Below are 26,523 nucleotides of genomic sequence, written 5' to 3' on the forward strand. Positions count from 1 at the left end.
CGAATAAACTACACGCCTCAACCTGGCACCATAGAACAGGAAGGTCGCTTACTCCCTAAGCCACCTAATTGCCATCCCATCATTCTATAAATTTATTTTCCAGCCATCAGTAATCCCCACCTCACTATTGGTACACACTTGCATCAGGAATAGATACCGAGCACGGAAACTATGGAGGAAACTTGAGACATATTTAAAGACGGACTAAATTGTGCGCCGTTAAATGGATTCTATAAGGAAATACCCATGTCCCTTCACCGCTCACCACGCTGGATTGCGGTCATTCTTCTTTGTCTTATTGCTATGGCTTGCTCACAAGAAAAGTCAGAGAAGAAACTCGCTGACACCCCCAAGCTTGCGGAAGGCGGGAGCGTTGAAGAGGGTAACAACCAGGCACAAGCTCTCAGCCCCACTGAGAAAGTGCATAAAAAAGAAGCAGCCTCTTCTAGTGAAGCAATCTCGAAAGCTGATGAAGTTCAGCGCACTTCTGAAACTAATTCTACTGAGCTGACAGAGAATGATGCTACCCCTGCACAAGTCACAGCCAGCGCCAGTACTCAAATCTCCGGGGATCACTTTCTAAAGGTCCTCCATGTTGGGGAGCGGACGTTTAAAGATGCACGGGCCATCGCTGTTATCTTTTCTGAACCTTTACTGGGCAATGCCCATTTTGGCTCCTACTTGAATCTATCCCGTGACGATGGCGAGCGTGTAGATGGTGGTTGGGTTCTCTCCGATAACCAGAAAATTCTCTATTTTCCTCATATTGAACCAGATACTCGCTATAAACTCACCCTGCTCCCGGGTCTGCCCGGCGAAAACGGCTTGGAGTTACAGGAAGAGAAACAGGAGAAGCTTCGCACCCGACGGATTGAGCCCAGTATCAGCTTTGCCAGCAATGGAAGTATTTTTCCCGCGACGGTAACTCCCGGCCTACCTGTTACTGCAGTCAGTGTTGAGGCCGCACAGATTCACTTCCATAGAGTGAAACCTGAACATTATTCTGAGTTCTTCAGGTTGATCAAAAGCCAGTCATTAAAATACTACTATCGCTTAAAGTCCCTCAATCAAGTGGCCGATTTTGTCTATAGTGCCCAGTTCGATCTCACCAAGGAGAAATACGTCCAGCGAGATTTCGACCTTTCTATCGGGCATATAAAGCCCCTGCAACAACCAGGTATCTATGTCGCGGTTATGCAGCCGGCAGGCATGTATGACACCAACCTCTATGATGTCACCCACTTCTCCATCTCCAACTTAGGCCTTCATGCGCGGTACTATCCAAACAGTGTGGACCTCTATGTTTCATCTCTGGATGAAGGGCAGGCTCTTAAGGGCATTGAAGTTGAGCTGCTCAACAACAAAGGGGAGCTAATCCAGCAATACACAACCGACCAAGACGGCCAGGTGCGCTTTGCTCTGACGCAGGAACAGGAAGACTCACAGCGCTTCTTCATCGCAAGAGATCCTGATACCGGTCACTTCTCCATACTCGACCTACGTGAACCTGCATTGGACCTTTCGGATTTTCAGTTGGGCCAGCGCCCTTCGAGACCGATGGAGTTTTTCATGTATGGTCCGCGAGATCTGTATCGCCCCAATGAATCGATCCAGGTGAGCGGGCTGCTGCGCAACTATGATGGTCGCTATATCAAAGACCTGCCGATCAAGGCAGAACTCATAAAGCCGGACAATACCAGCGCGCGCGTATTTACATGGCACGCCAGCGCGCCCGGATACTACGAAAAGCTTATCCCACTTCCACAAAATGCACCTACCGGTGACTGGCGCTTGGATGTTGAGCTAGCCGATGGGCGCAAAGTGAAATATCCATTTAAGGTAGAAGAATTCTTGCCAGAGCGAATGAAGCTGGTTTTGCAAGACGGTGAAGAGCGCAGTCTGGTAGAGGGCCATAAAGAATCTTTCGAACTTCAGGTACAAGGTAGTTATCTCTATGGTGCGCCAGCGGCAAAGAATCGCCTGGAAACTCTGGTGCAAATTAGCCACTATCGCGAGCCCTTCCCCCAGTGGAAAGGGTTCTTATTTGGGAACACTAATGAATCTTTGCCCACGCGACAGTTTCATGCCCCAACGATTGAGCTCAATGAGGAAGGGTTGAGCAATCTGACCTTGCGCTCCCGTTGGAAACGAGCTAAGAGCCCGCTGAAAATCAACTTGGTTTCCAGCCTGTTCGAATCCGGCGGCCGCCCGGTAACTCGCCAACATCCAGTCCTGGTATGGCCCACACACCCGGTGGTAGGTATTCGCCCAAATTTTGGAGAGGAAAACCCATCGGCCAACAGCAGGCCTGAATTTGAAATAGTGGTTGCCGACGCACAGGGCGAGCCTGTTATCGGGCGGGATCTCAAAGCGGTGTTAATTTCCGAAGACCGCCAGTACTTTTGGGAGTACTCTTCAAATCGGGGCTGGCACTATGAATACTCAAGTGCTGAATTTGAAACTTTCAGTCGCCAGCTCCAATTCACCGAAGAGCAGCCACTGAAGCTCACAGTCCCAGTGGAACACGGCCACTACCGCTTAGAAGTCACTGATACCAATACGGGGGCAACCAGCAGCTTACGCTTCCACGCCGGCCGGGACTGGTATTACTGGTGGCGTAAGGATCAAGTAGCCAAAGGCCAGGCTGCGCGTCCAGATACCGTGGCCCTGTCACTGGATAAACCAAGGTACTCTTCTGGAGATCTGGCGCAACTCACCATAGTACCGCCCGCTGACGGAGAGGCGTTGGTGTTGGTGGAGAGCGACCAACTATTGTGGTCCAAACGACTACCTGTAGAAAAGTCGGGCACCAATATCGAAATCCCAATCTCTCCTGAGTGGGATCGCCACGACACCTATATTTCTGTTACTGCTCTGCGCCCTGCGGACAAGAATGAGCGTATCGCCCCCAATCGCGCTTTTGGTCTCGCCCACTTGCCCCTGAATCGCGATCCTCGGCGCCTGCCCATTTCACTCGAAGCGCCCACGAATGCCCTACCCGGCTCGGAAATTGAAGTTACCATTTCTACTGACGAAAATTCTATCGAACAAAACGGAAGCAAAGCCTGGGCCACCCTTGCCGCCGTCGATGTCGGCGTACTCAATATCACCCGCTTCAAAACCCCGGATCCCTTCGAGGCCTTTTTTGGCCAGCGCCGTTACGGTGTGGATGTAAGGGATATCTATCATCGCATTATTGAATCCAACAGTGGCAAACTGGTGGAGCAACGTTTTGGCGGCGATGCAGAACTGGCCCGAGGCGGCGACGAGCCCAACTCTGACGTTCAAATAGTATCTTTATTCTCAGGACCCGTTGAATTTGATACTCAGGGCCAAGCAAAGGTCGCGCTACAACTACCGGATTTTAACGGACAGCTGCGCCTGATGGCGGTTTCTTTCAGCAAAGACCGATTCGGTAGCACCGACGGAGAAGTAACAGTCGCCTCACCGGTTGTCACCCAAGCCGCCTTGCCTCGCTTTATGGCCCCTGGTGATAGCAGCACACTGGCCCTTGACCTCAATAACTTAAGTGGCCGCTCCCAAAAACTCACTGTAAATATGCAATCGGTGGGCGCGGTAGACTTGGAAATGGGTGAGCGGTTGCTGGAACTGGCGGATGGTGAACGCAAAACTTTGCGCTTCCCTATCACCGCCAAAGATGCCACCGGAGATGCGGAGTTCAAACTGGTCGTGCAGGGTGCCGTCGATAAAGATGGAAATAATATCGATATCGAACAGCAGTGGCGCCTGGGCGTGCGCCCCGCTTGGCCGGCAACCACACGAAACCAGCGCAGACTCCTGTCCCAGGGCGAGAGCTTCAGTGCCGATAGCAGCTTCCTGGATTCCCTAATGCCTGGAACTGTTCAAACCCTGGTATCCCTGGACAGCCGACCGCAACTGCAGTTACAGGATCACCTATCCAACCTCCTGCAATACCCTTACGGCTGCCTGGAACAAACCTCCAGCCGGACCTTCCCGCTAGTCATGGCAACGCCGCAGCGACAGCAAAAACTGGGCCTTGAACCTCTGGATGAGAATGAACGGGCCGAGCGTATCGACGCAGGTATTGAGCGCATTTTCAGTATGCAAAAAGGGAACGGCAGCTTTGGCCTATGGAGTTCCGAGTCTTCCGAAAGCCAGTGGCTAACCGCCTATGTAGTCGACCTTCTATTGCGGGCCCGGGACCAGGGAATCGTATTTGACGATAACCGCCTGGAATCCGCACTCAGGCGCCTGCAGGATTACGCCCGTGAGCGCGGTGCTTTCTATCAGCAACGCTATAGCTATAGTCCCGATTTCTATGCTTATGCCTCAAGAGCTTACGCAGCTTATGTGCTCTCACGAGTACAGAAAGTGTCTCTCGGGCAACTGCGTACCCTTTATGAAAGCGGCTCTAGCCTGACCCAATCTCCCTTACCAAATCTGCATATGGCAATCGCTTTGCACACCATGGGCGATGCCACCTTGGCCCAGGAGGCCCTACAAAAAGCGCTTGAAATCGAGCGCAAACGCCGCAGCTACTATGGCGATTATGGGTCAGACCTACGGGATACGGCCCAAATGATCTCCCTGCTCCTAGAGCACAATTTCGCAGGTGATAAAACAGAATCCCTGGTGTTCGAGCTGGCCGATCTTCTCCACGGTCGCCAATATCTCAGCACCCAGGAGCGCAATAGTGTGTTTATGGCTGGAGCACAGTTGCAACTCAATAGCAGTGCAAACTGGTCTGCGACTTTGGCCAGTATTGATGGCTTGCGCGAGCTCAATAGCGATAACCCGCACAGCGCATTATTCCGCGGGCGCGAAGCCGCCAGCGCACTTGAGGTAACTGCACAGATAGAAAAACTCTATGCAGCAATTACCATCAATGGTTACAGCAAGAAGTCACCTGAGGCGGAGATGGATAAAGGTGTCAGAATTAAACGCAGCTACCACAATTTGGATGGCACGGAAGTCATTCCCAATCAAGTTCGTGAGGGCGAGCTTTACCTGGTGCGTTTGCAAATTGATGCGGACCAACGCCTGCCCGACCTACTTGCAGTGGACCTATTGCCCGCAGGTTTTGAGCTGGAGAATCAAAACCTGGCCGACAGTGTCAAAGTGGATGAACTCGAGTTCGATGGCAAAAGTATTGCCCAGTGGCAGGACACCCAGGACAATATCCAACACACTGAATATCGCGATGACCGCTTTGTGGCGGCACTGGATCAGCTGAGATACAAAACCACCAATCTCTTCTATATCGCCCGCGCAGTAACCCCCGGCAACTATCAGGTGCCCCCACCCTACGTAGAGGATATGTACAAACCGGAACGCTTCGCTATCGGTGAAAATCCCCTAACGCAAATGCGGGTAATCGGTAAACAGTGAAGCTGTTGGCCACTATCCGGAGAGCCTGGCAACGCAGCAGTCGCAGAGTTCGCGCACTGCTGCTTGCGCCCGCCGCCCTCACAGCGGTACTGCTACTGCTCGACTTTGCTTTCCCTCCACCTCTTCCCGAAACTCAAGATTTTGCACGGGTCGTTGCAGATCGTTACGGCAAACCACTACGCTTCTTTGCCGACAGTCGCGGAGTTTGGAGATACCCAATATCTCGGGAAAATGTATCACCGCGCTTTATCGAAGCTCTTCTCACCTATGAAGACCGACACTTCTATCGGCACCCAGGCGTAAACCCGCTAGCCCTATTGCGAGCTTCAGTCCAATACCTTCGCAATGGACGAGTCGTTTCCGGCGGTTCCACTCTCACCATGCAGGTAGCGCGACTACTGGACCCACACCGCAAAACTCTGCCGGGCAAAACCAAGCAGATATTGCGTGCATTGCAATTGGAGTGGCACTTCAGCAAGAATGAAATTCTCGATCTGTACCTGAACCTCGCACCTTACGGCGGCAATATTGAAGGCGTGGAAGCAGCCAGCCGTCTATACCTGCGTAAATCAGCCTCCGACCTTACCCATGCGGAAGCTGCACTGCTAGCTGTACTGCCTCAGGCTCCGAGCCGCCTGCGGCCAGATCGGCATCCTCTAAAGGCACAAAAAGCCCGGGACAAAGTTCTGGATAGACTGCGGTCATTTACCGTCTGGAGCGCAGAGGATGTTGAGCGCGCTCAACTTGAGCAGGTCTATGCGGAACGCTTGGAATTCCCACAAAACGCCCCGCACCTAGCCCGCAGGCTGGTGAATACCATCAGCGATCAAGAAGTTATCCGCACCACAATCGACGGCAACATCCAGCGCGGATTGGAAGATTTTCTGCGCGATCATATGGATAGCTATCCAGCCAAAACATCTGCAGCTGTTGTAGTTTTGGAGAATTCCGATTTATCCGTGCGAGCCTACGTGGGAGCTTCTCATTTTGGTAACGGGCGCCGCTATGGCTATGTGGATATGGCCAGGGCTGTACGCTCACCGGGCTCTACGCTCAAACCCTTTTTGTACGGACTTGCCATTGATGAGGACCTGATTCACAGCGCCTCCCTGCTCAGCGATGCGCCCCGCATCTACGGCGATTACCGCCCTGAAAATTTCCATCGAGGCTTCGCCGGCCCTGTCACCGCCACTGCCGCCCTTCAGAAATCTCTCAATGTCCCTGCAGTTCAGCTACTGGAACATTACGGCCCTGGTCGATTGGCCGCAGCCCTGGAGAATGCCGGACTAGCACTAGAGTTTCCCAGTGGTGGTAGACCCAACTTGGCCATGATTTTGGGGGGCGTAGGTGCTCGTCTTGACCAGCTGACAGGTATTTATGCCGCACTGGCACGGGGAGGCCAGACTGCAGCTCCCCGCTATTTACCCGAGGAGCCCGTACGTGAAAGGCATCTGATGTCTTCTGAAGCGGCTTGGATTACATTTGAAATGCTCGCTTCCAATCGCGGAGGTTCCCGCCGTTGGCGCAATCTGGTGCGACAAAACAAGGCAGATATCGCCTGGAAGACAGGCACCAGCTACGGCTATCGGGATGCCTGGGCGATTGGCGTAACTCCCGGCTACACCGTCGGCATTTGGGTAGGCCGACCGGATGGCACTCCCCTACCCGGTTACTATGGCTCCATTAGTGCCACACCTCTGTTGAACACAGTTATCGCCGCATTACCAGACAACAAACAACAGCACCTGAAAAAGCCAGACTCAGTAACTCATGAGACTATTTGTTGGCCGCTTGGGGGCCAGAAGACGCTCACACAAACCAGCCACTGCCATCTGCAACACAACGCCTGGTTAATCCAAGGGCGCACGCCCAGAACACTATCGCCGCAAGGTGAGCCTCTGCGGGCAGCACAAACCTTTAGTTTCTTTGCAAACCGGCAAGGTATGCGGGTAAAGCCCAGTTGTATGGATTCTACTACTGAAAGGCATAGCCTAGCCCTTTGGCCGAAAGAACTGGAATCCTGGCTACCCGCAAACCAAACCCGGGCCCAACAAATCCCTCCGACGGCTCCCGAGTGTTACACCCCGACGGCAACAACAGGGACCCCACTAAAGATTGTCGGAGCTGGAGATGGTAACCAGTATCGACCTACCGGCAAAAATGCCCCACTTCCGCGTTTAACTCTAAGTGCGATTGGCGGACAGGGAAAGCGCTATTGGTTCCTAAACGGTGAACCCAAGGGCGAAACCCTCGGAAACGAAAACCTGGCACTACTTCCGGGAAGTGGTAAGCACCAAATTGCTGTACTGGATGCTAGCGGGAATGTCGATCGGATTGAGATTTTTGTAGGAAGCGACAACTGATTTTCATAAAGCAGAAAACTGCCATGTCGTTTCTCTCACAGAACATATCCCTTAGTGTCACCCTATCGGCAATCGAGTGTCAGCATTGGCGTGGAACATCGTAGTTCGGGTTTAATTTTAGTAACTCCCAAAATAGGGAACACACGAATGCACAGCACACCTTAAACGCAGTATATCTTTCCGCCTTCTCCAGCAGTATCACTTACACACTTCTACTTTTCCCAGATTAAAAGCCTCCCCGATTTTAATCCAAACAGGCAGGTTCTGCTGTTACATGAGTATTGCCAATCCAAGTATTACTTCCACTACAGGTTGGATCGGTAGGATCACGCAAATCAAATGCAGAGTTATCAAGCGATGTATTCCCTACTACTATATTATTCTCATTATCGAATCCAGCGATATTGATACCGGCTGTATCAGGCGAGCCATTTGTACCATTTTCCATGACTATATTTTGTATTATAGAAGTACTTGATACATCCACATTGAGTTCAATCCCATTACTCGCACTGCCGGTAACAAAGTTTTGAATAACTGTTGTGTTACTTTCATTAATATCAATTCCGTTATCACCATCAGTACTACCGACAACAGTATTTAGCTGAACCAGTGTAAACACACCATTTACCGTAATTCCCTGATCACCGGCTGATTCAATATAATTATTGATAATTTGGTTTCGATCGCCTCTAACATCTATACCATCATCATTGCCAGTATCAATAATTTGATTCCCAACAATATTATTGGAGTCACTATCAATAACAATTCCCTCTCGTGGAGAATTTAAGATCATAATTCCATCTATGGTATGAAATCCATCTCCCTCCAGGTTTAAACCATCTGGGCAGTCGGTTATCGTCCCACCATAAACGGCACCAGATAATCCATTAACCAAAATTCCAGCAATACCTTCTAGATTTGGGTTATCACAAATAATTTCCCCGCCCTCTGCCATCGTAAGGCTTCCACCGGGTCCAGTTACTGTTACCGCATAGGGGTTCGCCAGGCTCAGTTCACAATTCAGCGTTTCCGACAGGGTTTCAGCTGCTGTTATTACATCGCCACAATCAACAGCCATAACTAGTGGTGATGAGAATAAAGTAGCACTTGTGACGAAAGCTGTGACTAACTTATGGTAACAGGTGCTCATGGCAGGTCCCTCTCATTGATATAAGAAAATTGTAGGCATAAGCCACACTTCACGTTTCCAATATCAATGAAAAGAATTCATTCTGAGCCTAAGGGAGCTTTTATTATGTAGCTCTATCTCACATCTATTATTTGAGGTAGGCGAGCATAACGAAACTTTGATAACGTCAGCAAATAGACACTGTAATTGCCTTTACAATTTACACAATTAATCCTTGAGACCTGCTAAAAGAGCCTCAATAGCGATTCACCCCTATTTATCATCACCTTAAAAGCTATTCTCGAACAGGACGTCATTTATCGACAGCTGTCCACCACGCCCATTCGCAACTTTTGCCGCTTTTCCAATCACTATCATCATCCCGATCAAATAACCGTCGGGCAAATTGATCAGCTCAGCGACTCTCTCTGGGTCAAACCCAACCATTGCACCTGTGTCATATCCCATCGACTTTGCCGCTAACATCATGGTTTGTGCTGCCAATCCACAGCTTCGAATGGCCTCGTCCCGCTGTAGTTGCTGCTTACCCTTGTAGAACTCAGTTAGCATTGGCACTAACACATTCCGGGCCTCTTTCGGCGCATCGGCCCAGTACCGCTCCGGCCGATCGCTCCAGGCATTAATATCTGCACAAAGTATGACCAACTCAGAAGCATCTTCTACTTGCTGCTGCCCCCAGGCTGCATCTTTAAGCTGGCTGCGGAGGGAAATGTCAGTGATGCGCAGAAAGCGCCAATGCTGGATATTGTAAGAAGTCGGCGACAACATAGCCGCCTGGACCAGACGGGTGAAGTCCTCGGCAGGCATCTCTGCTGTGACATCGAAATGCTTAACCGAGCGGCGGGATTCAACAGCTTTAAACAATTCCATAAGTTTCTCTCTGACTATCGTTCGTTGATTGAATGTCGATGAGAAGAAGCTTATTGGGTTTCCCTATCGCTGATAATGGGGTTCGACGGAGACTTACTGTTGACGAAAGGTTAACAATTTACTGATCCCAGTAAGGTGTATCGCCGCCAAAGTACTCTATTGCAAAGTCTATAAAGGCGCGGACTTTGGCTGGCATAAACTGCCGCTCAGGGAAAACCGCGTAGATAGACTTGGCAGGCATCTGGTACTCCTCAAATAGAGGAATTAGCTTTCCAGCCTCAATGTCTGGTCCTGCCACGAAGGTGGGTAAGCGACCTATCCCTACACCCTGAAGAAGAGCTTCCCTCAGTGCCTCACTATTATTTACCTGGTAGTTACCCTTCACCTCGATGGTATGTAAGTGATTGTCTTTGATAAAACCCCACTCTTTCACATCCCTGGAATAAGTAAAAATCAGGCAATTATGGGCGCTCAACTGCTCCAGTTCTGTGGGCTCTCCGAATTCCTTCAAGTAGGAAGGTGACGCACAGAGTACACTTTTCAGAGGTGCAAGTTTGCGGGCAATCAGGCTGGTATCGGGAAGGTCACCTCCGCGAATAGCGATATCAAAGCCCTCCCCCACTAAATCGACAACTTTATCGTCCAGTATCATGTCGATACTAATCTCGGGGTAACGCTTCATAAATACGGGAATTAAGGGAGCCAGGTGCAATCTACCAAAGGACATAGGAGCATTGATCCTCAAGCGTCCCCGAGGCTCCCCCTGTAGCTGCAGAACTGCGTCTTGTGCATCTTTGGCCGATTTATAAGCAACGCGTGCGTGCTCATAAAAATGCTCCCCAGCCTCCGTCAGGCTCAACTTTCGCGTAGTTCTGTGCAAAAGCTTCACCCCAAGCTGCAGCTCCAACTGGGTAACCCGCTTACTTACCGCTGATTTTGAGATGCCAAGTAACTTTGCCGCCGGGGAAAAGCCACCGGTTTCTGCCACAGTCACAAATATTGGAATCGCTGCAATTGTCTCCATAAGCGACTGTATCCTTCTCCTCAACAGTGAGTGTCTATAATGCTGGATTATCAGTTTACCAGAAACGACATACACTTATCTCTCGCTAATAGAGGGAAGAAGCATGAGTGAGCTTACCAGGGGCATAACCCCATCAACTACAAGCCCCAACGCCTCGCTCTGGTGGGTTCACTGCCTGATGATACTTTGTACACTACTGGTTGCAGGATCATTTCCTATTGGGGAGTTAATCGCCAATTCACTCCCGGCGGATTCCATGATGTTGATTCGATTCTTAATTGCGGCGGGACTATTTGCACCCTTCATATTTTTAAAGCACGGGATTCAGCTTCCAGAACCCAAAAAACTGCTGGGATATGCTCTACTCAGCATCCCACTAGTTATCTTTTTCTGGTGTATGTTTGAAGCACTCAAATACACCACTGCAGTGAATACCGGCGCTCTTTTTACAACCGTCCCGGCGATGACAGCCATCTTTACTTTGATCATCAATGGCGAGCGAAGCAGCACCCGCAAAGTTATCGGCCTAACCCTTGGGACTCTGGGTGCAGCCTGGATTGTATTCAAGGGGAGTATCTCAACAGCGATAACGCTAGACCTAAACAAAGGGGATTGGATATTCACCCTAGGTGCTATATCACTCAGTTTATATAACCCGCTTATCAAGAAGGTTCACTCAGGGGAGCCTATAGAGGTCATGACATTCTGGGTTATTCTATTTGGTGCACTCTGGTTACTATTGCTCTCTTTTCCAAACTTGAACCAGATAGAATGGCGAAATATACCCACCGAGACTTACGGCGGGCTATTCTATTTAGCCTTATTCTCAACTTTAATTAGTTTTTTTCTGCTGCAATTCAGTACATTAAGGATCGGGGCAACTAAGGTTGCAGCATATAGTTTCTTGAATCCGATATTTGTACTAATAGTGGCCATAGTATTGGAAATGGCAAACTTTAATATCAGCTTTATACCTGGAATAGTGTTGGTCTTTGCAGCCATGCTATTTATCCAGGCGGAAAAACCTAAGAAATAATATCTCTGAACAGCTTATAAGAGATAGAATGGTGCTGCTATCAATAAGTGCAATATTTCTAGTCTACAGGCTTTTCTATCTCATAAATTGCATCAGAAATATCCTCCAACTTAGAGGACACTATTACCTGAGCATCATGTAAACCCTGATTATAAAATCCGGCCCCCATCTCCTTTGCAAGAAAATCAATAAAGAACTCCGCTTCAAAACTGCCAATTTCCAGCTCAAATTCTTTAGACAAATAACCCCTAACCTTTTCGATTAGCTCTAATTTCCGTCTTTCTTCCAGCTCTATTGTAGACATTTTCTATTTTCCACCAATACACAGATTTAGAACAAACACCCAGGCTCGTAGAAGAATAACACAAATCTTGAGTCCCCTTAATGAAACCAAGTGAGCAGCATTTACACCGACACCAACCTTTATCAGTAAACCGAACGATGCTAGATTCAAGTCTTTTCGGGTCAACTAAAATCAAACAGGATCCAAATGAGACTCTTTAACTACCTACTTGCCCTTCTTATATTGGGCAGTAACTACGGTTGTTCAGAATCAGGCAGCGAAAGTTCAGTAACCTCATATAACAATGCTCGCGCCTCCAGTAAAGTAGTTGCAGATATCCGGTTCCCGGAAACTATTTCAGGGGGCAATCAAGGTGGGCGAAGTCAATATATTGCTTACGAACACTTCCTGACAACTGAGCTACCTGCTGAAGAGGTTGAACCTGTATTCCACAAGCTCCAATTACTCTGCCAACAAGAGATGGAGAAAGAATGCACTATATTGCATTCTAGTCTCAGTAATGATGAAAAGCCCTACGGAAGGATTCACTTTAGAACTCACCCCAGTAGGGTCGACAAAATTATTGATCTGGCATCAGAGCAAGGAGGAGTGATACAGCGAGAAACCAAAGCAGAAGATTTACAAGATGTCATTATCGACAACCAAAAGCGTCTTGAAATGTTACTCCAGTATCAGTCGAGGCTTGTAGAGCTGGAACAAAAATCTGCCAGTGACATCGATACTCTAATCAAGGTTGCTGAAAAGTTAGCATCGGTACAATCTGATATTGAGTATTCACAGGGGAAAAAAGCTAAACTGTTCAAGCGAACTCAGATGGATGTGGTTCAAATTGAGTTACACTCAAAATCCTACACTTCTTTCTGGGCTCCCATATCAGACTCCCTATCTCATTTTGGTGAAAACTTGTCTGACGGGTTATCTGAAGCAATCACTGCAATCGCATACCTTTTACCTTGGACTCTTATCGCCCTATTTTTATTTTATATGATTCGCATAATTTGGCGTAAAACCAGAGCCTAGCTACTTACATAACCTCAAGATACTTGTATGTCTTAACAAGGCTATAGAACTCGTAAGAAGCTTTGATACCACACGCGAGAGATAAAAAAGCCAGACCATTTAAAATGGTCCGGCTTTTTTATTATGGAGTAGCAATAACTACTCAGAAGTTGTAGTTGAAACGTACACCATAGTTAGCTGGGGTAGAGAATGGTCCAGACACCAGTGCATCGCTACCTTCCGCGTAGTACGGAATAACTTCATCGGTCAGGTTATAACCATAAGCTTCAACATTCCACTGATCGTCGGGGCTTACGTACTTAATGGAAGCATTAATCATCCAGAACGGATCACGGCTATCATCAAATGCAGAGGTATCACCAACCGGGAAGTCATGCTTGTCAACATTCCAGAAGGTCAGGTATGACTTATCTTCCCAGTGAACACTGATGAACGGAATAATTGCGCCACCGTGAGCCAGCTCAAAGGTATGGTCGTAGTTAATAGTGAAACTGTACTGAGGCGATACCGGCAGTTCGTTACCCTTCAGGTTACGGTAGAGCTCAGGGTTGCTGTCATCATGAGCCGCAGCCCAATCAGTAATCTCAAACAGTGATGGGTTGTTATAGTTCCAGCGGTTTACGAAATCGGACGTGATCTCTGTTCGCATCCAAGTTGCAAAACCACTGATATGGCCATTTGGATACGGAGCCCAGTCAAATTCAAACTCAAATCCTTTAATTTCTGAATGCGCAGCATTCTTGGTTCGATAAATTACCGCGGGTTCTGAAGTGATTTCCCCTGTAAGTTCGCCTGCATCATCAACCTCTCTCACCAAAAACGTATAGGCAACATCTGGAGCGGCCAGCTGCATATCTTTATATTTTGAGAAAAAGAATGTACCGGCAAGATTCAAGCGACCATCGAGGAAACTACCTTTGGCCCCAAACTCCCAGGTGTCAACCGTTTCTTCATCATAGTTGGTTTTAAAAGTTTGCTCTACAACACGATTGCCATCTGCATCGAGAATATCTTCGGCAGTCTCAGGGTCCTGCGCGTATTTGTAAACAACATCACCCAAGCCACCAGACTTAAACCCGGTTGCGAAATAAGCATAGAGCATTATATCGTCAGTCAGATCGTAATCGACCCCAAGACGATAATCGACATTTTCCCAATTATCATCGACATCATTGTAAGTATCGATGGAATAAATGGAGTCATCCGCAAAGTAGTCGGAGGGTAGCTCACTGAAGGTCGGATGGTTATAAGCAGGAAAACACCCGTATTCGCCAGTTATTTCAGTATCCAGTGACCAATCACGGCGGCAACTTAGGTTATTACCCCCCTCATCACTTTTTTCATCATAAGTATAGCGAGTGCCAAATGTGAGGTGCAGAGTGTCTGTGAGGCTATAAGTCGCCTGAGCAAATGCCCCAAGTGCATCAACATTTCTCTCCGGTTGACGCCAGAAAACGGAATTATCCAGTGATGCCAAGAAATAGCCATTCAGGTCGTTAGACTCATGAAAATAGAATAGACCTGTGATCCACTCAAGGGGGCCATCATCAGTAGATTGCAGCTGTAGCTCATGAGAGTATGAGACATTTTCTGCATCAGTGATGCTCATGCTCATATCCCAACTATTGCGACCAGCATCAGCATCAATCAAGTTACTGCGATTCTGTACCGCATAACCTGTATTATATACAAACGCCATGCTGTCACTAAAATCCCAACGGAAGTTGGAACGGAATGCATCCATGGTCAGGTCAAGCTTGCCGGGAACGTTTACTGCTACTGTGTACTCGTCAGCACCAGGACCATAATAAGTTTCACAAGTTGTTTCATCTGTCCGCTTCGCGGCCTTTTCACAGTCAATGGTATTAATACCACCGGCACTTTGATCCTGATAATGTTCGACAACGGTGTACCAGGAAATATCCTCTGTTGGCTCCCACAAGGCGCCAATACGAATCGCCTGTTGATCAACATTACCGTAGAAGTCTTCAGGGTCGGCTTTTACCAGAGAAACATCCTCAGATGTCCACCAGTTATTGCTTTGAATAAATGTACGCTCAGCATCATCAGCGAGAGGGGTTGCGCCTAGACTATCCGCGCTGAAATAACGATTGTCATATTGGTTAGCATCGTAGTAACCAGTAAGGTAGGAGTCCCGTGTTTCGCTCATGGCAGATACACGAAGAGCAAAGGTGTCGGAGACGGGTATGTTGATCACCCCTCTTACCATTTCTCGATCCCAGCTACCGTATTCTACGCCGACGTTGCCTTCAAATTCGTCGATTACTGGCTTCTTGGAGAGAACGTTTATGGCACCAACGGTAGAGTTGCGTCCATATAGGGTACCCTGAGGTCCGCGCATGGCTTCAACCCGCTCGGAGTCAAACATCATTGCCATTGCAGACTGGGGGCGCGCTGAGTAAATGCCGTCAAAGTGTAACCCTACCGCCGGATCACCCAATTCACTGGTGTTTGTAGAGCGAACACCACGCATGGAAATTACTGGGGAAGACTGGGAGGCATCGTAGCCGATATCCACATTGGGGATAGTGTTGCCCAGGTCCTTAATATTTTTAATACCCTGACGGTCCAGCTCTTCCTGTGTAAATGCACTGATTGCTACGGGGGTTTCCATCAGGTTGGTTTCGCGCTTGGTTGCGGTAACCGTTACTTCTTCCAGCGCCCAATCGTCATCCTGTTGGCTATCTTCCTGAGCCCAAGCCGACACTACCGCGACATTTGCCATTGCAATTGCAAAGGTAAGTGGTTTTTTAATTCTCATTGATGTCTCTCCAATCTGCTGCAAAAGGAAAGCCACATTTATTTTTTAATGAATGGCCATCCCATAGGGCCGTCGGCAGTACGGCGGCTAGGCTAAAATCTCAAAAAGAAGGGACGTAAGAAACTCAGATACGATAGAGCGGATCGCGACTAGGACAAAGAGGACTAGTTCACAATTTGTTGCCACTAGCTGCGACCAGCAAGTCAAGTAAGTACTGAAACCGTAGGATTCATACACCAGCTTTCTACGAATATTGGGGATTTTTTAGAGTCTATCTGCTTGCTCACCCAAAGCCTCGCATCCCAACAGCAGGCCTTAAATATACGTACGCTGAGCAATAAAGGCTATATCTAAACAGACCTAGATGTGACTATTAAGGCAAGCCCTGTCTCACAATGATAAAAACACAGCCTTTTTTCTCAGATAAAAACCTACCGGAAAACACAGGAAAACCGGAAAAAAAGTTATTGTCAGGATTACTGAGATTAATATTCGCCTATTAATTTAAATATATACGGAATATTAAATTTGATTGGAGTAAAAATGTAAAACCGATTCCTAATCATTTTTACAGTAGGAAATAAAAAGGGGCCAAAAGGCCCCCTGTAAAGAAATCACCAAAGTCCTAAAAGCTATTGCCAGGTATTCGCACCCAACCTTCCATTAGGATTCGGGCGCTGCGACTCATAATGGCCTTGGTAGCAGTCCACTGACCATCGACCTCTTTGGCTTGAGCACCCACACGTAAGGTACCCGATGGGTGACCGAAGCAAACAGAGTTGCGTTCCCCCCCGCCAGCTGCAAGGTTAACCAAAGTGCCCGGGATCGCCGCAGCGGTGCCAATAGCTACTGCTGCCGTGCCCATCATGGCGTGGTGCAACTTGCCCATAGATAAGGCGCGCACGAGGAGATCAACCTCGGAAGATGCCACTGCCTTGCCACTGGATGCAGTGTAATCCTGCGGTTTAGTGACAAAAGCAACCTTGGGGGTATGATGGCGATTGGCTGCTTCTTCAATGGTAGAAACTAATCCCATCTTTACCGCACCGTGAACGCGAATGCTCTCAAACATCGCCAGTGCTTTGCTGTCACCATTAATGGCATCCTGCAATTCAGTGCCGGTGTAGCCAATATCTTCTGCATTGACGAAAATTGTCGGAATGCCAGCATTGATCATGGTGGCCTTGAGCACACCTACATCGGGCACTTCCAGATCATCGATCAGGTTACCGGTAGGAAACATGGCACCCTCACCGTCGGCAGGGTCCATAAATTCCACCTCCACTTCAGCCGCCGGAAACGTCACTCCGTCCAGCTCAAAGTCCCCGGTTTCCTGAACTTCACCATTGGTCATAGGTACATGGGCAACAATGGTCTTACCAATATTGGCCTGCCAGATGCGCACGGTGCAGATGCCATTTTCTGGCACTCTGTCGGGCTCTACAAAACCGCTATTGATGGCAAAGGCACCCACGGCGGCGGTGAGATTGCCGCAGTTACCACTCCAATCAACAAACGGCTTATCGATGGAAACCTGACCAAACAGGTAGTTCACATCGTGATCGGCTTTATCGCTGGGCGATAAAATTACCGTTTTGCTGGTGCTTGAAGTAGCGCCACCCATACCATCGGTCTGCTTACCGTAGGGATCCGGGCTGCCAATCACGCGCAGCAGCAAGTTGTCACGGGCCTGCCCCGGCACTTGTGCAACTTCGGGCAGATCTTGCAAGCGGAAGAAAACGCCCTTGCTGGTTCCCCCGCGCATATAAGTCGCGGGGATTTTTACTTGAGGAGCAAACTTCATAACTCAGACCGTCGCTTCTGCTTCGAGGAAGTCTTTGGCAAAGCGCTGCAAAACACCCCCAGCCTCATAAATGGAAACTTCTTCTGCGGTATCCAAACGACAGGTAACAGGAGCCTCAATCGTCTCACCATTGGCACGGTGGATAAGCAAGGTCAGCGTGGCATGGGGAGTGCGCTCACCGATTACGTCGAAACTCTCGGTACCGTCGATACCCAGGGTTTCACGGGTAGTGCCCGGCTTAAACTCCAGCGGCAGTACACCCATACCGATCAGGTTGGTGCGGTGAATTCGCTCGAAGCCTTCGGCCACAATCGCTTCCACACCCGCAAGGCGCACACCTTTCGCAGCCCAGTCACGGGAGGAGCCCTGCCCATAATCGGCACCCGCAATGATAATCAGCGGCTGCTTGCGATCCATATAGGTCTCGATGGCTTCCCACATACGGGTAACCTGTCCTTCCGGCTCGACACGAGCCAGGGAGCCCTGACGGACCTCGCCGTTATCATCGCGCACCATTTCGTTGAGTAGCTTCGGATTGGCGAAAGTTGCACGCTGGGCAGTGAGGTGGTCGCCGCGGTGGGTCGCGTAGGAGTTAAAGTCCTCCTCCGGCAATCCCATTTTCGCCAGGTATTCACCGGCAGCACTGCTGGCCAGAATGGCATTGGACGGAGACAAGTGGTCGGTAGTGATATTGTCACCCAGCACCGCCAGAGGGCGCATGCCCTTCAAACTGCGCTCGCCTGCCAGGGCACCTTCCCAATAAGGTGGGCGGCGGATATAGGTGCTCATCGGGCGCCAGTCGTAGAGTGCGTGGCCCTGCTCTTCTGCGGCATCCCGCTCTTCAAACATGGGAATATACACATCGCGGAACTGCTGTGGCTTCACGCTCTGACGTACGATCGCATCGATCTCTTCATCGCTGGGCCAAATATCTTTCAGGGTAATCGGGTTGCCTTCCCCATCGTATCCCAGCGCATCTTTTTCGATATCGAACCGGATGGTGCCGGCAATAGCGTAGGCAACGACTAGCGGCGGTGAAGCCAGGAAAGCCTGCTTGGCATAGGGGTGGATACGACCGTCGAAGTTGCGGTTTCCGGACAGGACTGCAGTGGCATACAGATCGCGGTCGATCACTTCCTGCTGGATTTTCGGGTCCAGGGCACCGCTCATGCCGTTACAGGTGGTGCAGGCGAAAGCCACTACGCCGAAACCCATCTGCTCCAGATCCGGTAGCAGGTCGGCCTCTTCCAGATACATTTTTACCGTTTTGGAACCCGGTGCCAGGGATGACTTGACCCAGGGCTTACGGGTCAGGCCGAGCTTGTTCGCATTGCGGGCAATCAGGCCTGCGGCAATCATATTGCGCGGGTTGCTGGTATTGGTGCAGCTGGTAATCGCAGCAATAATCACAGCACCATCGGGCATCTCACCGGCTTTCTCTTCCCAGGCTTTAGCGATTCCACGATTAGCCAGTTCTGAGGCCGGCAGCAGCGCGTGGGGGTTGGAGGGGCCAGCAAGGTTGCGACCTACTGTATCCAGGTCAAACTTCAGTACGCGCTCGTATTCGGCATCCTTCAAGGTGTCAGACCAGAGGCCCGTCTCTTTGGCAAACTTCTCTACCAAAGCTACCTGCTCATCATCGCGGCCGGTGAGTTTGAGGTAGTCGATGGTTTGCTCATCGATAGAGAACATGGCCGCAGTAGCACCATACTCTGGAGTCATATTGGAAATAGTGGCGCGATCGCCCAGGGTCAGGTTGGAAGCCCCCTCACCGTAAAACTCCAGGTAGGCGCCGACCACGCGCTCGCGGCGCAGGAATTCAGTGAGAGCCAATACCAAGTCGGTACCAGTAATACCCGGCTGCAACTTTCCGGTGAGTTCCACTCCAACAATATGCGGCAGACGCATATAAGAGGCGCGGCCAAGCATCACGCTCTCAGCTTCCAGGCCGCCAACACCCACAGAAATCACACCCAGAGCGTCTACCATCGGCGTGTGGCTATCGGTACCGACACAGGTATCCGGGAAGGCCACGCCCTCGCGCACCTGCACCACCGGAGACATTTTCTCCAGATTGATCTGGTGCATGATGCCGTTACCGGGGGGAATCACATCGACGTTTTCAAATGCGGTTTTGGTCCAATTGATAAAGTGGAAGCGATCTTCGTTACGACGCTCCTCTACCGCACGATTTTTTTCAAAAGCATCCTTCTCAAATCCGGGGTGCTCTACCGCGAGGGAGTGATCCACAATCAACTGGGTGGGAACAACTGGATTTACCTTGGCGGGATCACCGCCTTTATCGGCAATGGCATCGCGCAGACCAGCCAGGTCTACCAGCGCGGTTTGGCCGAGGATGTCGTGGCACACCACTCGGGCTGGAAACCAAGGGAAGTCCAACTCGCGCTTGCGCTCAATAATCTGTTTCAGGGAGTCGGTCAGTTTTGCCGGCTCGCAGCGACGCACCAGGTTTTCCGCCAGAATACGTGAGGTATACGGCAGTTTGGCATAGGCTCCGGGCTGGATCGCGTCAACAGCGGCTCGGGTATCGAAATAATCGAGGTCTGTACCGGGCAGTGATTTGCGGTAATCAGTATTCATAGCAGGTAAATCAGTCGAATCTTTTTTTAAAATCGTGTCTCTTCTGAGGGTGGCTCCAGGCCACTCACCAAAGGCAACCTGGAGCCGGCACACCGGGTGTGCCTCATTTCAAAAGTGAAATGAAAATTAACCGCGCTCAGCGATTGGAGTTACTGTACGGGGCTCAACACCTACGTACTCTGCACTCGGGCGAATAATGCGGTTATCAGCGCGCTGCTCGAATACATGTGCAGCCCAGCCGGTAACCCGGGACATTACAAAAATCGGGGTAAACAATTTTGTGGGAATACCCATAAAGTGATACGCGGAAGCGTGGAAGAAGTCTGCATTACAGAACAATTTTTTCTCGCGCCACATCACTTCTTCACAGCGAACAGATACCGGGTACAGCACGGTATCACCAACATCTTCAGCCAACTTTTCAGACCAGCCTTTGATAATCTCATTGCGCGGGTCGGACTCGCGGTAAATGGCGTGGCCGAAACCCATAATCTTCTCTTTGCGCTCCAGCATACCCAGCAGTTCTTTCTCTGCTTCGTCGGGATTGGCGAAACGCTCGATCAGTTCCATTGCCGCTTCGTTGGCACCACCATGCAGAGGACCACGCAGGGTGCCGATAGCACCGGTAATGCAGCTGAACAGATCGGACAAAGTGGAAGCACAAACGCGAGCGGTAAAAGTAGACGCGTTAAATTCGTGCTCTGCATACAGAATCAGGGAAACGTTCATGACCTGCTCGTGCAGTTCATTAGGCTTCTCATCGCGCAGCATATGCAGGAAGTGGCCGCCAATGCTGTCGTCATCGGTTTCAGTTTCGATACGCACATTGTCGTGGGTGAAACGGTACCAATAGCAGATTATGGAGGGGAATGCGGCCAGCAGGCGATTGGCTTTATCCAACTGCTGGGCGAAGGATTCTTCACCTTCCAAGTTACCCAACATGGAACAACCTGTGCGCATTACATCCATTGGATGGGCATCAGCCGGAATGCGCTCAAGCACTTCTTTTAATGCCTGCGGCAGGCCACGCTTGGCTTTCAGCAGCGCCTTGTACTCCGCCAGCTCTCCCTCAGTGGGTAATTCCCCATAGAAAATCAGGTAGGCAACTTCTTCAAACTCACAGTGCTGGGCCAGATCTTTAATATCGTAACCGCGGTAAGTCAGGCCGGAACCGGATTTGCCCACTGTAGAAAGTGCAGTTTTACCTGCTACCTGGCCGCGCAGACCAGCACCGCCCAATGCTTTCTCTACCATCTTCTTATTTCCCCTGTTGTATACACATTTGCTGTGTTCATCCAATTGAAAGCGCAGCGCCCGGCTTTCGCACCGGGCTGCTTGGGAGCCTCTGAATAACTCCGTAATGCCTACTTATTGAAAAGTTCGTCCAGCTTCTGTTCAAACTCGTGATAATTCAGGTAATCGTACAGCTCCTCACGAGTCTGCATGGTGTCGACAACCGCTTGCTGATCGCCATTTTGCAGGATACTGGTATAAACATTTTCCGCCGCACGGTTCATCGCACGGAACGCCGACAGTGGATACAGTACGATATCTGCGCCCGCTTCGCCCAAATCTTTGGCGTTATACAGCTTGGTTTTACCAAACTCGGTAATATTCGCCAAAATCGGCACATTTAGCGCGTCCTTAAAGGCACGATAGTGCTCAAGTTCAGTTACCGCTTCCGCGAAAATGCCGTCGGCGCCAGCCTCAATACAAGCCTGGGCGCGTTCAATAGCCGCATCGAGCCCTTCCTGTGCAAAGGCATCAGTGCGAGCCATTACAAAGAAATCGTCATCAGTACGAGCATCTACCGCCGCTTTGATACGGTCGACCATCTCCTGCTTGGAAACAATCTCTTTATTCGGACGATGGCCACAGCGCTTCTGCGCTACCTGATCTTCGATGTGTACCGCAGCGGCACCAGCGCGGATCATCTCTTTAATGGTGCGGGAAATGTTGAAAGCGCCGCCCCAACCAGTATCGATATCCACTAAAAGCGGCAACTCACTGGCAGCAGTTATACGCCGCACATCCTCCAGTACATTATCGAGACTGGTCATACCCAAGTCCGGCAGACCGTAGGAGGCGTTGGCAACACCGGCGCCAGACAGGTAAATCGCCTTGTGACCAATACGTTCGGCCATAATGGCGGAATAGGCGTTGATGGTACCAACCACTTGCAGCGGTTGATTCTCGGCGAGTGCAGCGCGGAAACGTGCGCCAGCAGAAGGCTTTTGGCTCATGCTCTACCTCAGTTTCTTTTCAATGTTTATTCTCGAGGCGCGGATATGCCGGCGCATTAACAGCTCCGCCAGCTCACCATCCCCGGCCTCAATGGCCTCAATAATATGATTGTGCTCGCGGAAAGCCCGCTGGGCCCGGGGACTGGCCATTCCCAACTGGTAGCGATACATACGAACACGGTAATAAAGTCGATTGCACAGGGTATCGATCAGAAGATCATTCTTTGATGCCTGCACGATACGGAAATGAAAATCAAAATCCCCTTCCGGCTGGAAGTACGCCTTACCGGCCTGCAGCTCTTCCTGCTGCTCATGGTGATAGAGCATTTGGCGCAGCTCGACCAGGTCTTCCTCGGTGCGCTGTTCCGCTGCCAGACGGCAAGCCATACCCTCGAGGGCTTCGCGAACTTCATAGAGTTCCAGTAAGCCGCGCTCACTTAACTCTACAACCCGGGCTCCGACATTGACCTTACGTTCCAGCAGTCCCAAAGACTCCAGGCGCATCACTGCTTCGCGCAAACTCCCGCGACTGGCATTAAAGCGACGTGCAAGTTCCGGCTCGCTAATTTTGCTGCCAGAGGCGATTTGCCCCTCCACAATTTCAGCGCGCAAAGTCAGAAATAAGCGTTCAGCAAGGCTTTGACGCTCCTCTGAAGCTGAACCGGCAGTACCAACTACAGTCATGCAAGACCTGGATTGTCGACAATCTTAATGGGGCATGACATTAAATCACCAGCATTCTCTCGTCAACTGCAGGCATCCCCGATTAAACATTAAGGATTGTTGACAATAGGGCAAAATAGGTGACTTTCAACAGAGCAGTAGTCTTGCCATGTTTAAGTGGGCATAATAGCGCCCGCGCCAGATGAGCCTGTTCGACTAACGCGAGCGCTCTATGCTTTATTTGGGGCTTAGGGAAAATCCCACAGAAAGAATATCCAGGCCTCGGAACAGCGCTTGTTTTAGGCTGCCACCACCCAGGTTACAGACAGAGTTATGCCGAAGAGTATTATCAGGCGATGGCTGCCAAGCCCCGAAGAAGTTAGAGCCAACAACGGCCTCAAATTTCTGGGGACTCTTCTCCACGACCCCAACCTTTTTCATTTGAACCGACACTCAGTCTCGGTCGCATTTGCGGTTGGCGTATTTACCAGCTTCCTCCCTTTGCCAGGGCAAATGGTTATTGCCGCCCTGCTCGCACTTTGGCTGCGCTGCAATCTACCTTTGTCGATGATTCTTGTATGGATCAGTAACCCGATCACCATGCCGGCTATTTTCTTTAGCACTTACAAGCTCGGCGCCTGGGTTCTGGGGGCGCCACCGGTGGATTTCAGCATCGAACTGTCGTGGGAATGGTTGACCAGTGAAGTCGGGAAGATCTGGCTGCCACTATTTACCGGCTCTCTGATTGCCGGGGCATTCTTTGCGACAGTGGCCTATTTTGCCATGCGTGCCCTCTGGCGCTGGCACGTTGTGAAAAGATGGAAATTGCGAATCCAAAGGCGATCAGCGGTCAGTTAACTTTTCCCACTGTAAACCCTCTGCAGGCACCAACAGGCAAAAGCCCCTGAAGCAATTGCCAGCAATGCCTGCAGGTAATACTCGGTAAGAGCACCTAGCACCAGAGCTGCAATAGCTCCAACAAATAAAGCCTTGCGGGCCTCCTTAATTTTGGCGGTAGCCGCAGCCAACGCTGCCGCCCACACCACCATAAACAACGCTGAAAGTACCGCTCCCAGTGAAACAATCCAAATGGGCCAGACCTCCCACCCCTCTGCGTAGCAAACTGAACCACTACGCATGCCTGGCGGACAAAAAACCCTTAGGTACCACCCATCCAGCATCAAGGTAAAACAGGCAGCCAGCACCCAAGCCAAAATTGCGGCGGGCACCGGCAGATATCTTCTGAAAATTGAGACCCTACCCAAAAGCCCAGCCCGACTTACTCATTGCGCAAGGCTGCTGCCGGCTGAACCCGACTGGCCTTAAAGGCCGGATACAAAGTTGCCAGCAAGCTAAGCAGGAAACCCGCCACCACAACCAGTGCCACGTCTGCCCATACCAACTGGGACGGCAAATAATCCACGGGGTAGACATCAGACTTTAGGAACTGAATGCCGAGCATTGACTCCAGCCCCGCTACCAATTTGGTCACCGTCAGCGAGCCTAACACCCCCAACGCACCGCCAGCTACAGCCCCCACAAGCCCGACCAGCGCCCCCTGACTCACAAAAGTCAGCAAAATCTGTCGGGTACTGGCACCCATAGTGCGGAGGATGGCGATATCAGCATGCTTATCGATAACCACCATTACCAAAGTGGAAACCACATTAAAAGCGGCAATCGCAATAATCAGGAAAACCAGTAACCCCACCAGGTTGCGGGACATCTGAATAGCCTGGTAGAGGTTGCCGTGGGTTCGGCTCCAATCAGTGCCGTAGAAATTGCCCCGAGGCAGGTCTTGCAGAAGACGCCGCATAATCCAGTTGGCCTCGAGCATTTCATTGACCCGTAACTGGACCCCCGCCCCACCGCTACCTCCAGCCAGAGTCCTGGCCTGCTGCCAGGCAACCAGGGCGAGAGATTGGTCCAATACAGTGCCAGAGTGAAAAACCTGCGCCACTTTAAATCCAGCAACCCGAGCCGCCTTGCGTGCACCGGTGGCACTATCGTTATTTGGCACAATCAGGGAAAGGTAATCACCCGCCTCAACCCCCAACTTTTCCGCGAGCCCTTTGCCCAGAACCACCCCTGGTTCAGACGGATCAAGCAAGGCATCGAAGGATGAGGATTCAAGAAAGTCCCCGATATTGGAGACTTCGGTAATTGTCTCCGGGTTGATCCCCTGCACCAACAGCGGCGTCACTTCAGCCCCACGCCTGGCGAGCGCATTGACCTGCCACACTTCTGCCGCAGAGAGAACCGCAGGGTCGGAAACCAACTGTTGGCGCAACTGGGCCCAATCCACATCAGGGCTCCCGTTGTAAATAGTGACATGGGGCATGATTCCCAGGATTCGCTCGCGCAATTCCCGGTCAAAACCATTCATCACCGACATCACCACAATCATCAAGGCAACGCCAAGGATCAGGCCAATCATCGACAAACCGGAAATGAATGAGACCAAACCAGCCGAATCGTCATTTCTGCGCTGGGCACCGGCATAGCGAAGCCCAATATAGGCGGGAAGAGGCTTAAACATGATCACCCTGGTGCCAGTCAGCAGTCAGCCGCCCATCGATCAGATGTAGACAGCGATCCAGGGCTGCCGCCAGATCCGGGTCATGGGTAACAATCACAAAGCTAATTCCCATCTCCTGATTCAAGCGATCCATCAATTTATGGATCTCTGCCGCCGTAGCCCGATCCAGATTGCCAGTGGGCTCATCCATCAAAACACAGGCAGGCCTTGTCACCAGTGCCCGGGCAATGGCCACCCGTTGCCGTTCACCGCCAGAAAGCTGTGATGGCTTGTGCCCCATGCGCTCACCCAGGCCTACCGCCGTGAGCATCACCTCGGCCTCTTTGCGGGCTTCGGCAACTGAACGCTTGCCGATCAGTAATGGCATGGCGACATTTTCCAGGGCGGAAAACTCGTTAAGCAAATGGTGAAACTGGTATACAAAACCGAGACTGCTATTTCTCAGCCAGCCCCGCTCATTGGCGTTGAGTTCAGCGAGATTCTTACCCGCAACCCAGACCTCACCGGAGCTTGGGGTATCGAGGCCACCAAGCAAGTTGAGCAGTGTCGATTTACCAGAACCAGAAGCGCCGACGATGGCCAATTTCTCGCCCCGCTTTACCTCAAGCTCAACACCACTCAGAACCTCCAGGTCCCGGCCTCCCTGGCGGTAATGTTTGCGCAATTGCCGACAAGCCAAAACAGCACCATCCGGGGCCGGAGCTGGCTGCGCTTTTTCCGTATCTATTTCCACTCGACTGTTCATCAA

Annotated in this window: 18 protein-coding genes; 5 read left to right on the top strand and 13 right to left on the bottom strand. The window is 50.6% G+C overall.

The annotated features are described in order from the left end of the window. Positions 1-246: 246 nt before the first annotated feature. Both ACJJIY_RS17030 and pbpC read left to right on the top strand, forming a co-directional pair. Positions 247-5,370 carry an alpha-2-macroglobulin family protein gene (locus ACJJIY_RS17030; protein WP_445358450.1) on the top strand — a complete coding sequence of 1,708 codons (5,124 nt, stop codon included), beginning with the start codon at positions 247-249 and terminating at the stop codon, positions 5,368-5,370. After that, on the top strand, positions 5,367-7,733 hold the full coding sequence (gene pbpC, locus ACJJIY_RS17035; protein ID WP_445358451.1) for a penicillin-binding protein 1C: 2,367 nt from the start codon (positions 5,367-5,369) through the stop codon (positions 7,731-7,733). The genes ACJJIY_RS17030 and pbpC overlap by 4 nt, the downstream gene beginning before the upstream one ends. A 244-nt stretch (positions 7,734-7,977) precedes the next feature. On the opposite strand, the gene ACJJIY_RS17040 is transcribed toward pbpC, so the two are convergent. The 3 genes from ACJJIY_RS17040 to ACJJIY_RS17050 all read right to left on the bottom strand — a co-directional run bounded on the left by ACJJIY_RS17040 (position 7,978) and on the right by ACJJIY_RS17050 (position 10,783). Beyond that, on the bottom strand, positions 7,978-8,889 hold the full coding sequence (locus ACJJIY_RS17040; RefSeq protein WP_445358452.1) for a right-handed parallel beta-helix repeat-containing protein: 912 nt from the start codon (positions 8,887-8,889) through the stop codon (positions 7,978-7,980). 267 nt (positions 8,890-9,156) lie between these two features. Continuing rightward, complete coding sequence (locus tag ACJJIY_RS17045; protein ID WP_445358453.1) at positions 9,157-9,759, bottom strand: nitroreductase family protein; 603 nt, start codon at positions 9,757-9,759, stop codon at positions 9,157-9,159. Positions 9,760-9,877: 118 nt separating this feature from the next. Next, positions 9,878-10,783, bottom strand: coding sequence for a LysR family transcriptional regulator (locus tag ACJJIY_RS17050; RefSeq protein WP_445358454.1), 906 nt, complete (start codon positions 10,781-10,783; stop codon positions 9,878-9,880). Between the two features lie 103 nt (positions 10,784-10,886). Here ACJJIY_RS17050 and ACJJIY_RS17055 point away from each other — a divergent pair, with 103 nt between their 5' ends. After that, complete coding sequence (locus tag ACJJIY_RS17055; protein ID WP_445358455.1) at positions 10,887-11,819, top strand: DMT family transporter; 933 nt, start codon at positions 10,887-10,889, stop codon at positions 11,817-11,819. Between the two features lie 58 nt (positions 11,820-11,877). Here ACJJIY_RS17055 and ACJJIY_RS17060 read toward each other — a convergent pair whose 3' ends face one another. Next, positions 11,878-12,123, bottom strand: a complete 246-nt coding sequence (locus tag ACJJIY_RS17060) for a DUF2164 domain-containing protein (RefSeq protein WP_413665644.1) — start codon at positions 12,121-12,123, stop codon at positions 11,878-11,880. 222 nt (positions 12,124-12,345) lie between these two features. Between ACJJIY_RS17060 and ACJJIY_RS17065 the strand changes: the two genes are divergently transcribed. Then, positions 12,346-13,143, top strand: coding sequence for a DUF4349 domain-containing protein (locus ACJJIY_RS17065; protein ID WP_445358456.1), 798 nt, complete (start codon positions 12,346-12,348; stop codon positions 13,141-13,143). 142 nt (positions 13,144-13,285) lie between these two features. Here ACJJIY_RS17065 and ACJJIY_RS17070 read toward each other — a convergent pair whose 3' ends face one another. The 6 genes from ACJJIY_RS17070 to ACJJIY_RS17095 form a co-directional block, all read right to left on the bottom strand. Further along, positions 13,286-15,925 carry a TonB-dependent receptor gene (locus ACJJIY_RS17070; RefSeq protein ID WP_444897152.1) on the bottom strand — a complete coding sequence of 880 codons (2,640 nt, stop codon included), beginning with the start codon at positions 15,923-15,925 and terminating at the stop codon, positions 13,286-13,288. Between the two features lie 625 nt (positions 15,926-16,550). Continuing rightward, positions 16,551-17,729 carry a 2-methylaconitate cis-trans isomerase PrpF gene (gene prpF, locus ACJJIY_RS17075; RefSeq protein ID WP_444897151.1) on the bottom strand — a complete coding sequence of 393 codons (1,179 nt, stop codon included), beginning with the start codon at positions 17,727-17,729 and terminating at the stop codon, positions 16,551-16,553. 3 nt (positions 17,730-17,732) lie between these two features. After that, positions 17,733-20,330: a Fe/S-dependent 2-methylisocitrate dehydratase AcnD gene (gene acnD / locus ACJJIY_RS17080; protein WP_444897150.1), complete on the bottom strand. Its 2,598-nt coding sequence runs from the start codon at positions 20,328-20,330 to the stop codon at positions 17,733-17,735. Positions 20,331-20,456: 126 nt separating this feature from the next. Then, a complete protein-coding gene (prpC, locus tag ACJJIY_RS17085) occupies positions 20,457-21,584 on the bottom strand; it encodes a bifunctional 2-methylcitrate synthase/citrate synthase (RefSeq protein WP_282932635.1) in 1,128 nt (375 codons plus the stop codon). Positions 21,585-21,694: 110 nt separating this feature from the next. After that, positions 21,695-22,573: a methylisocitrate lyase gene (prpB, locus tag ACJJIY_RS17090; protein WP_413665639.1), complete on the bottom strand. Its 879-nt coding sequence runs from the start codon at positions 22,571-22,573 to the stop codon at positions 21,695-21,697. A 3-nt stretch (positions 22,574-22,576) separates the two neighbouring features. Beyond that, positions 22,577-23,257 (bottom strand): GntR family transcriptional regulator, encoded by a 681-nt coding sequence (locus tag ACJJIY_RS17095; protein WP_282932633.1) that lies wholly within the window; start codon positions 23,255-23,257, stop codon positions 22,577-22,579. Between the two features lie 312 nt (positions 23,258-23,569). Here ACJJIY_RS17095 and ACJJIY_RS17100 point away from each other — a divergent pair, with 312 nt between their 5' ends. Continuing rightward, positions 23,570-24,094 (top strand): DUF2062 domain-containing protein, encoded by a 525-nt coding sequence (locus ACJJIY_RS17100; RefSeq protein WP_413665638.1) that lies wholly within the window; start codon positions 23,570-23,572, stop codon positions 24,092-24,094. Here the strand turns inward: ACJJIY_RS17100 and ACJJIY_RS17105 are convergent. Genes ACJJIY_RS17105 through lolD form a run of 3 tightly spaced genes read right to left on the bottom strand, consistent with a single transcriptional unit; the run spans position 24,091 to position 26,520 of the window. After that, a complete protein-coding gene (locus ACJJIY_RS17105; protein WP_445358457.1) occupies positions 24,091-24,465 on the bottom strand; it encodes a hypothetical protein in 375 nt (124 codons plus the stop codon). The two genes, ACJJIY_RS17100 and ACJJIY_RS17105, sit on opposite strands and share 4 nt — an antisense overlap. A gap of 50 nt (positions 24,466-24,515) precedes the next feature. Next, the gene (locus ACJJIY_RS17110; protein WP_445358458.1) at positions 24,516-25,775 is read right to left on the bottom strand and encodes a lipoprotein-releasing ABC transporter permease subunit; all 1,260 of its coding nucleotides are present in this window, start codon (positions 25,773-25,775) and stop codon (positions 24,516-24,518) included. Continuing rightward, on the bottom strand, positions 25,768-26,520 hold the full coding sequence (gene lolD, locus ACJJIY_RS17115; protein WP_445358459.1) for a lipoprotein-releasing ABC transporter ATP-binding protein LolD: 753 nt from the start codon (positions 26,518-26,520) through the stop codon (positions 25,768-25,770). Before lolD ends, ACJJIY_RS17110 begins: the two co-directional genes overlap by 8 nt. Positions 26,521-26,523 lie beyond the last annotated feature (3 nt).

The organism is Microbulbifer maximicatervae (SeqCode), from assembly GCF_052468155.1.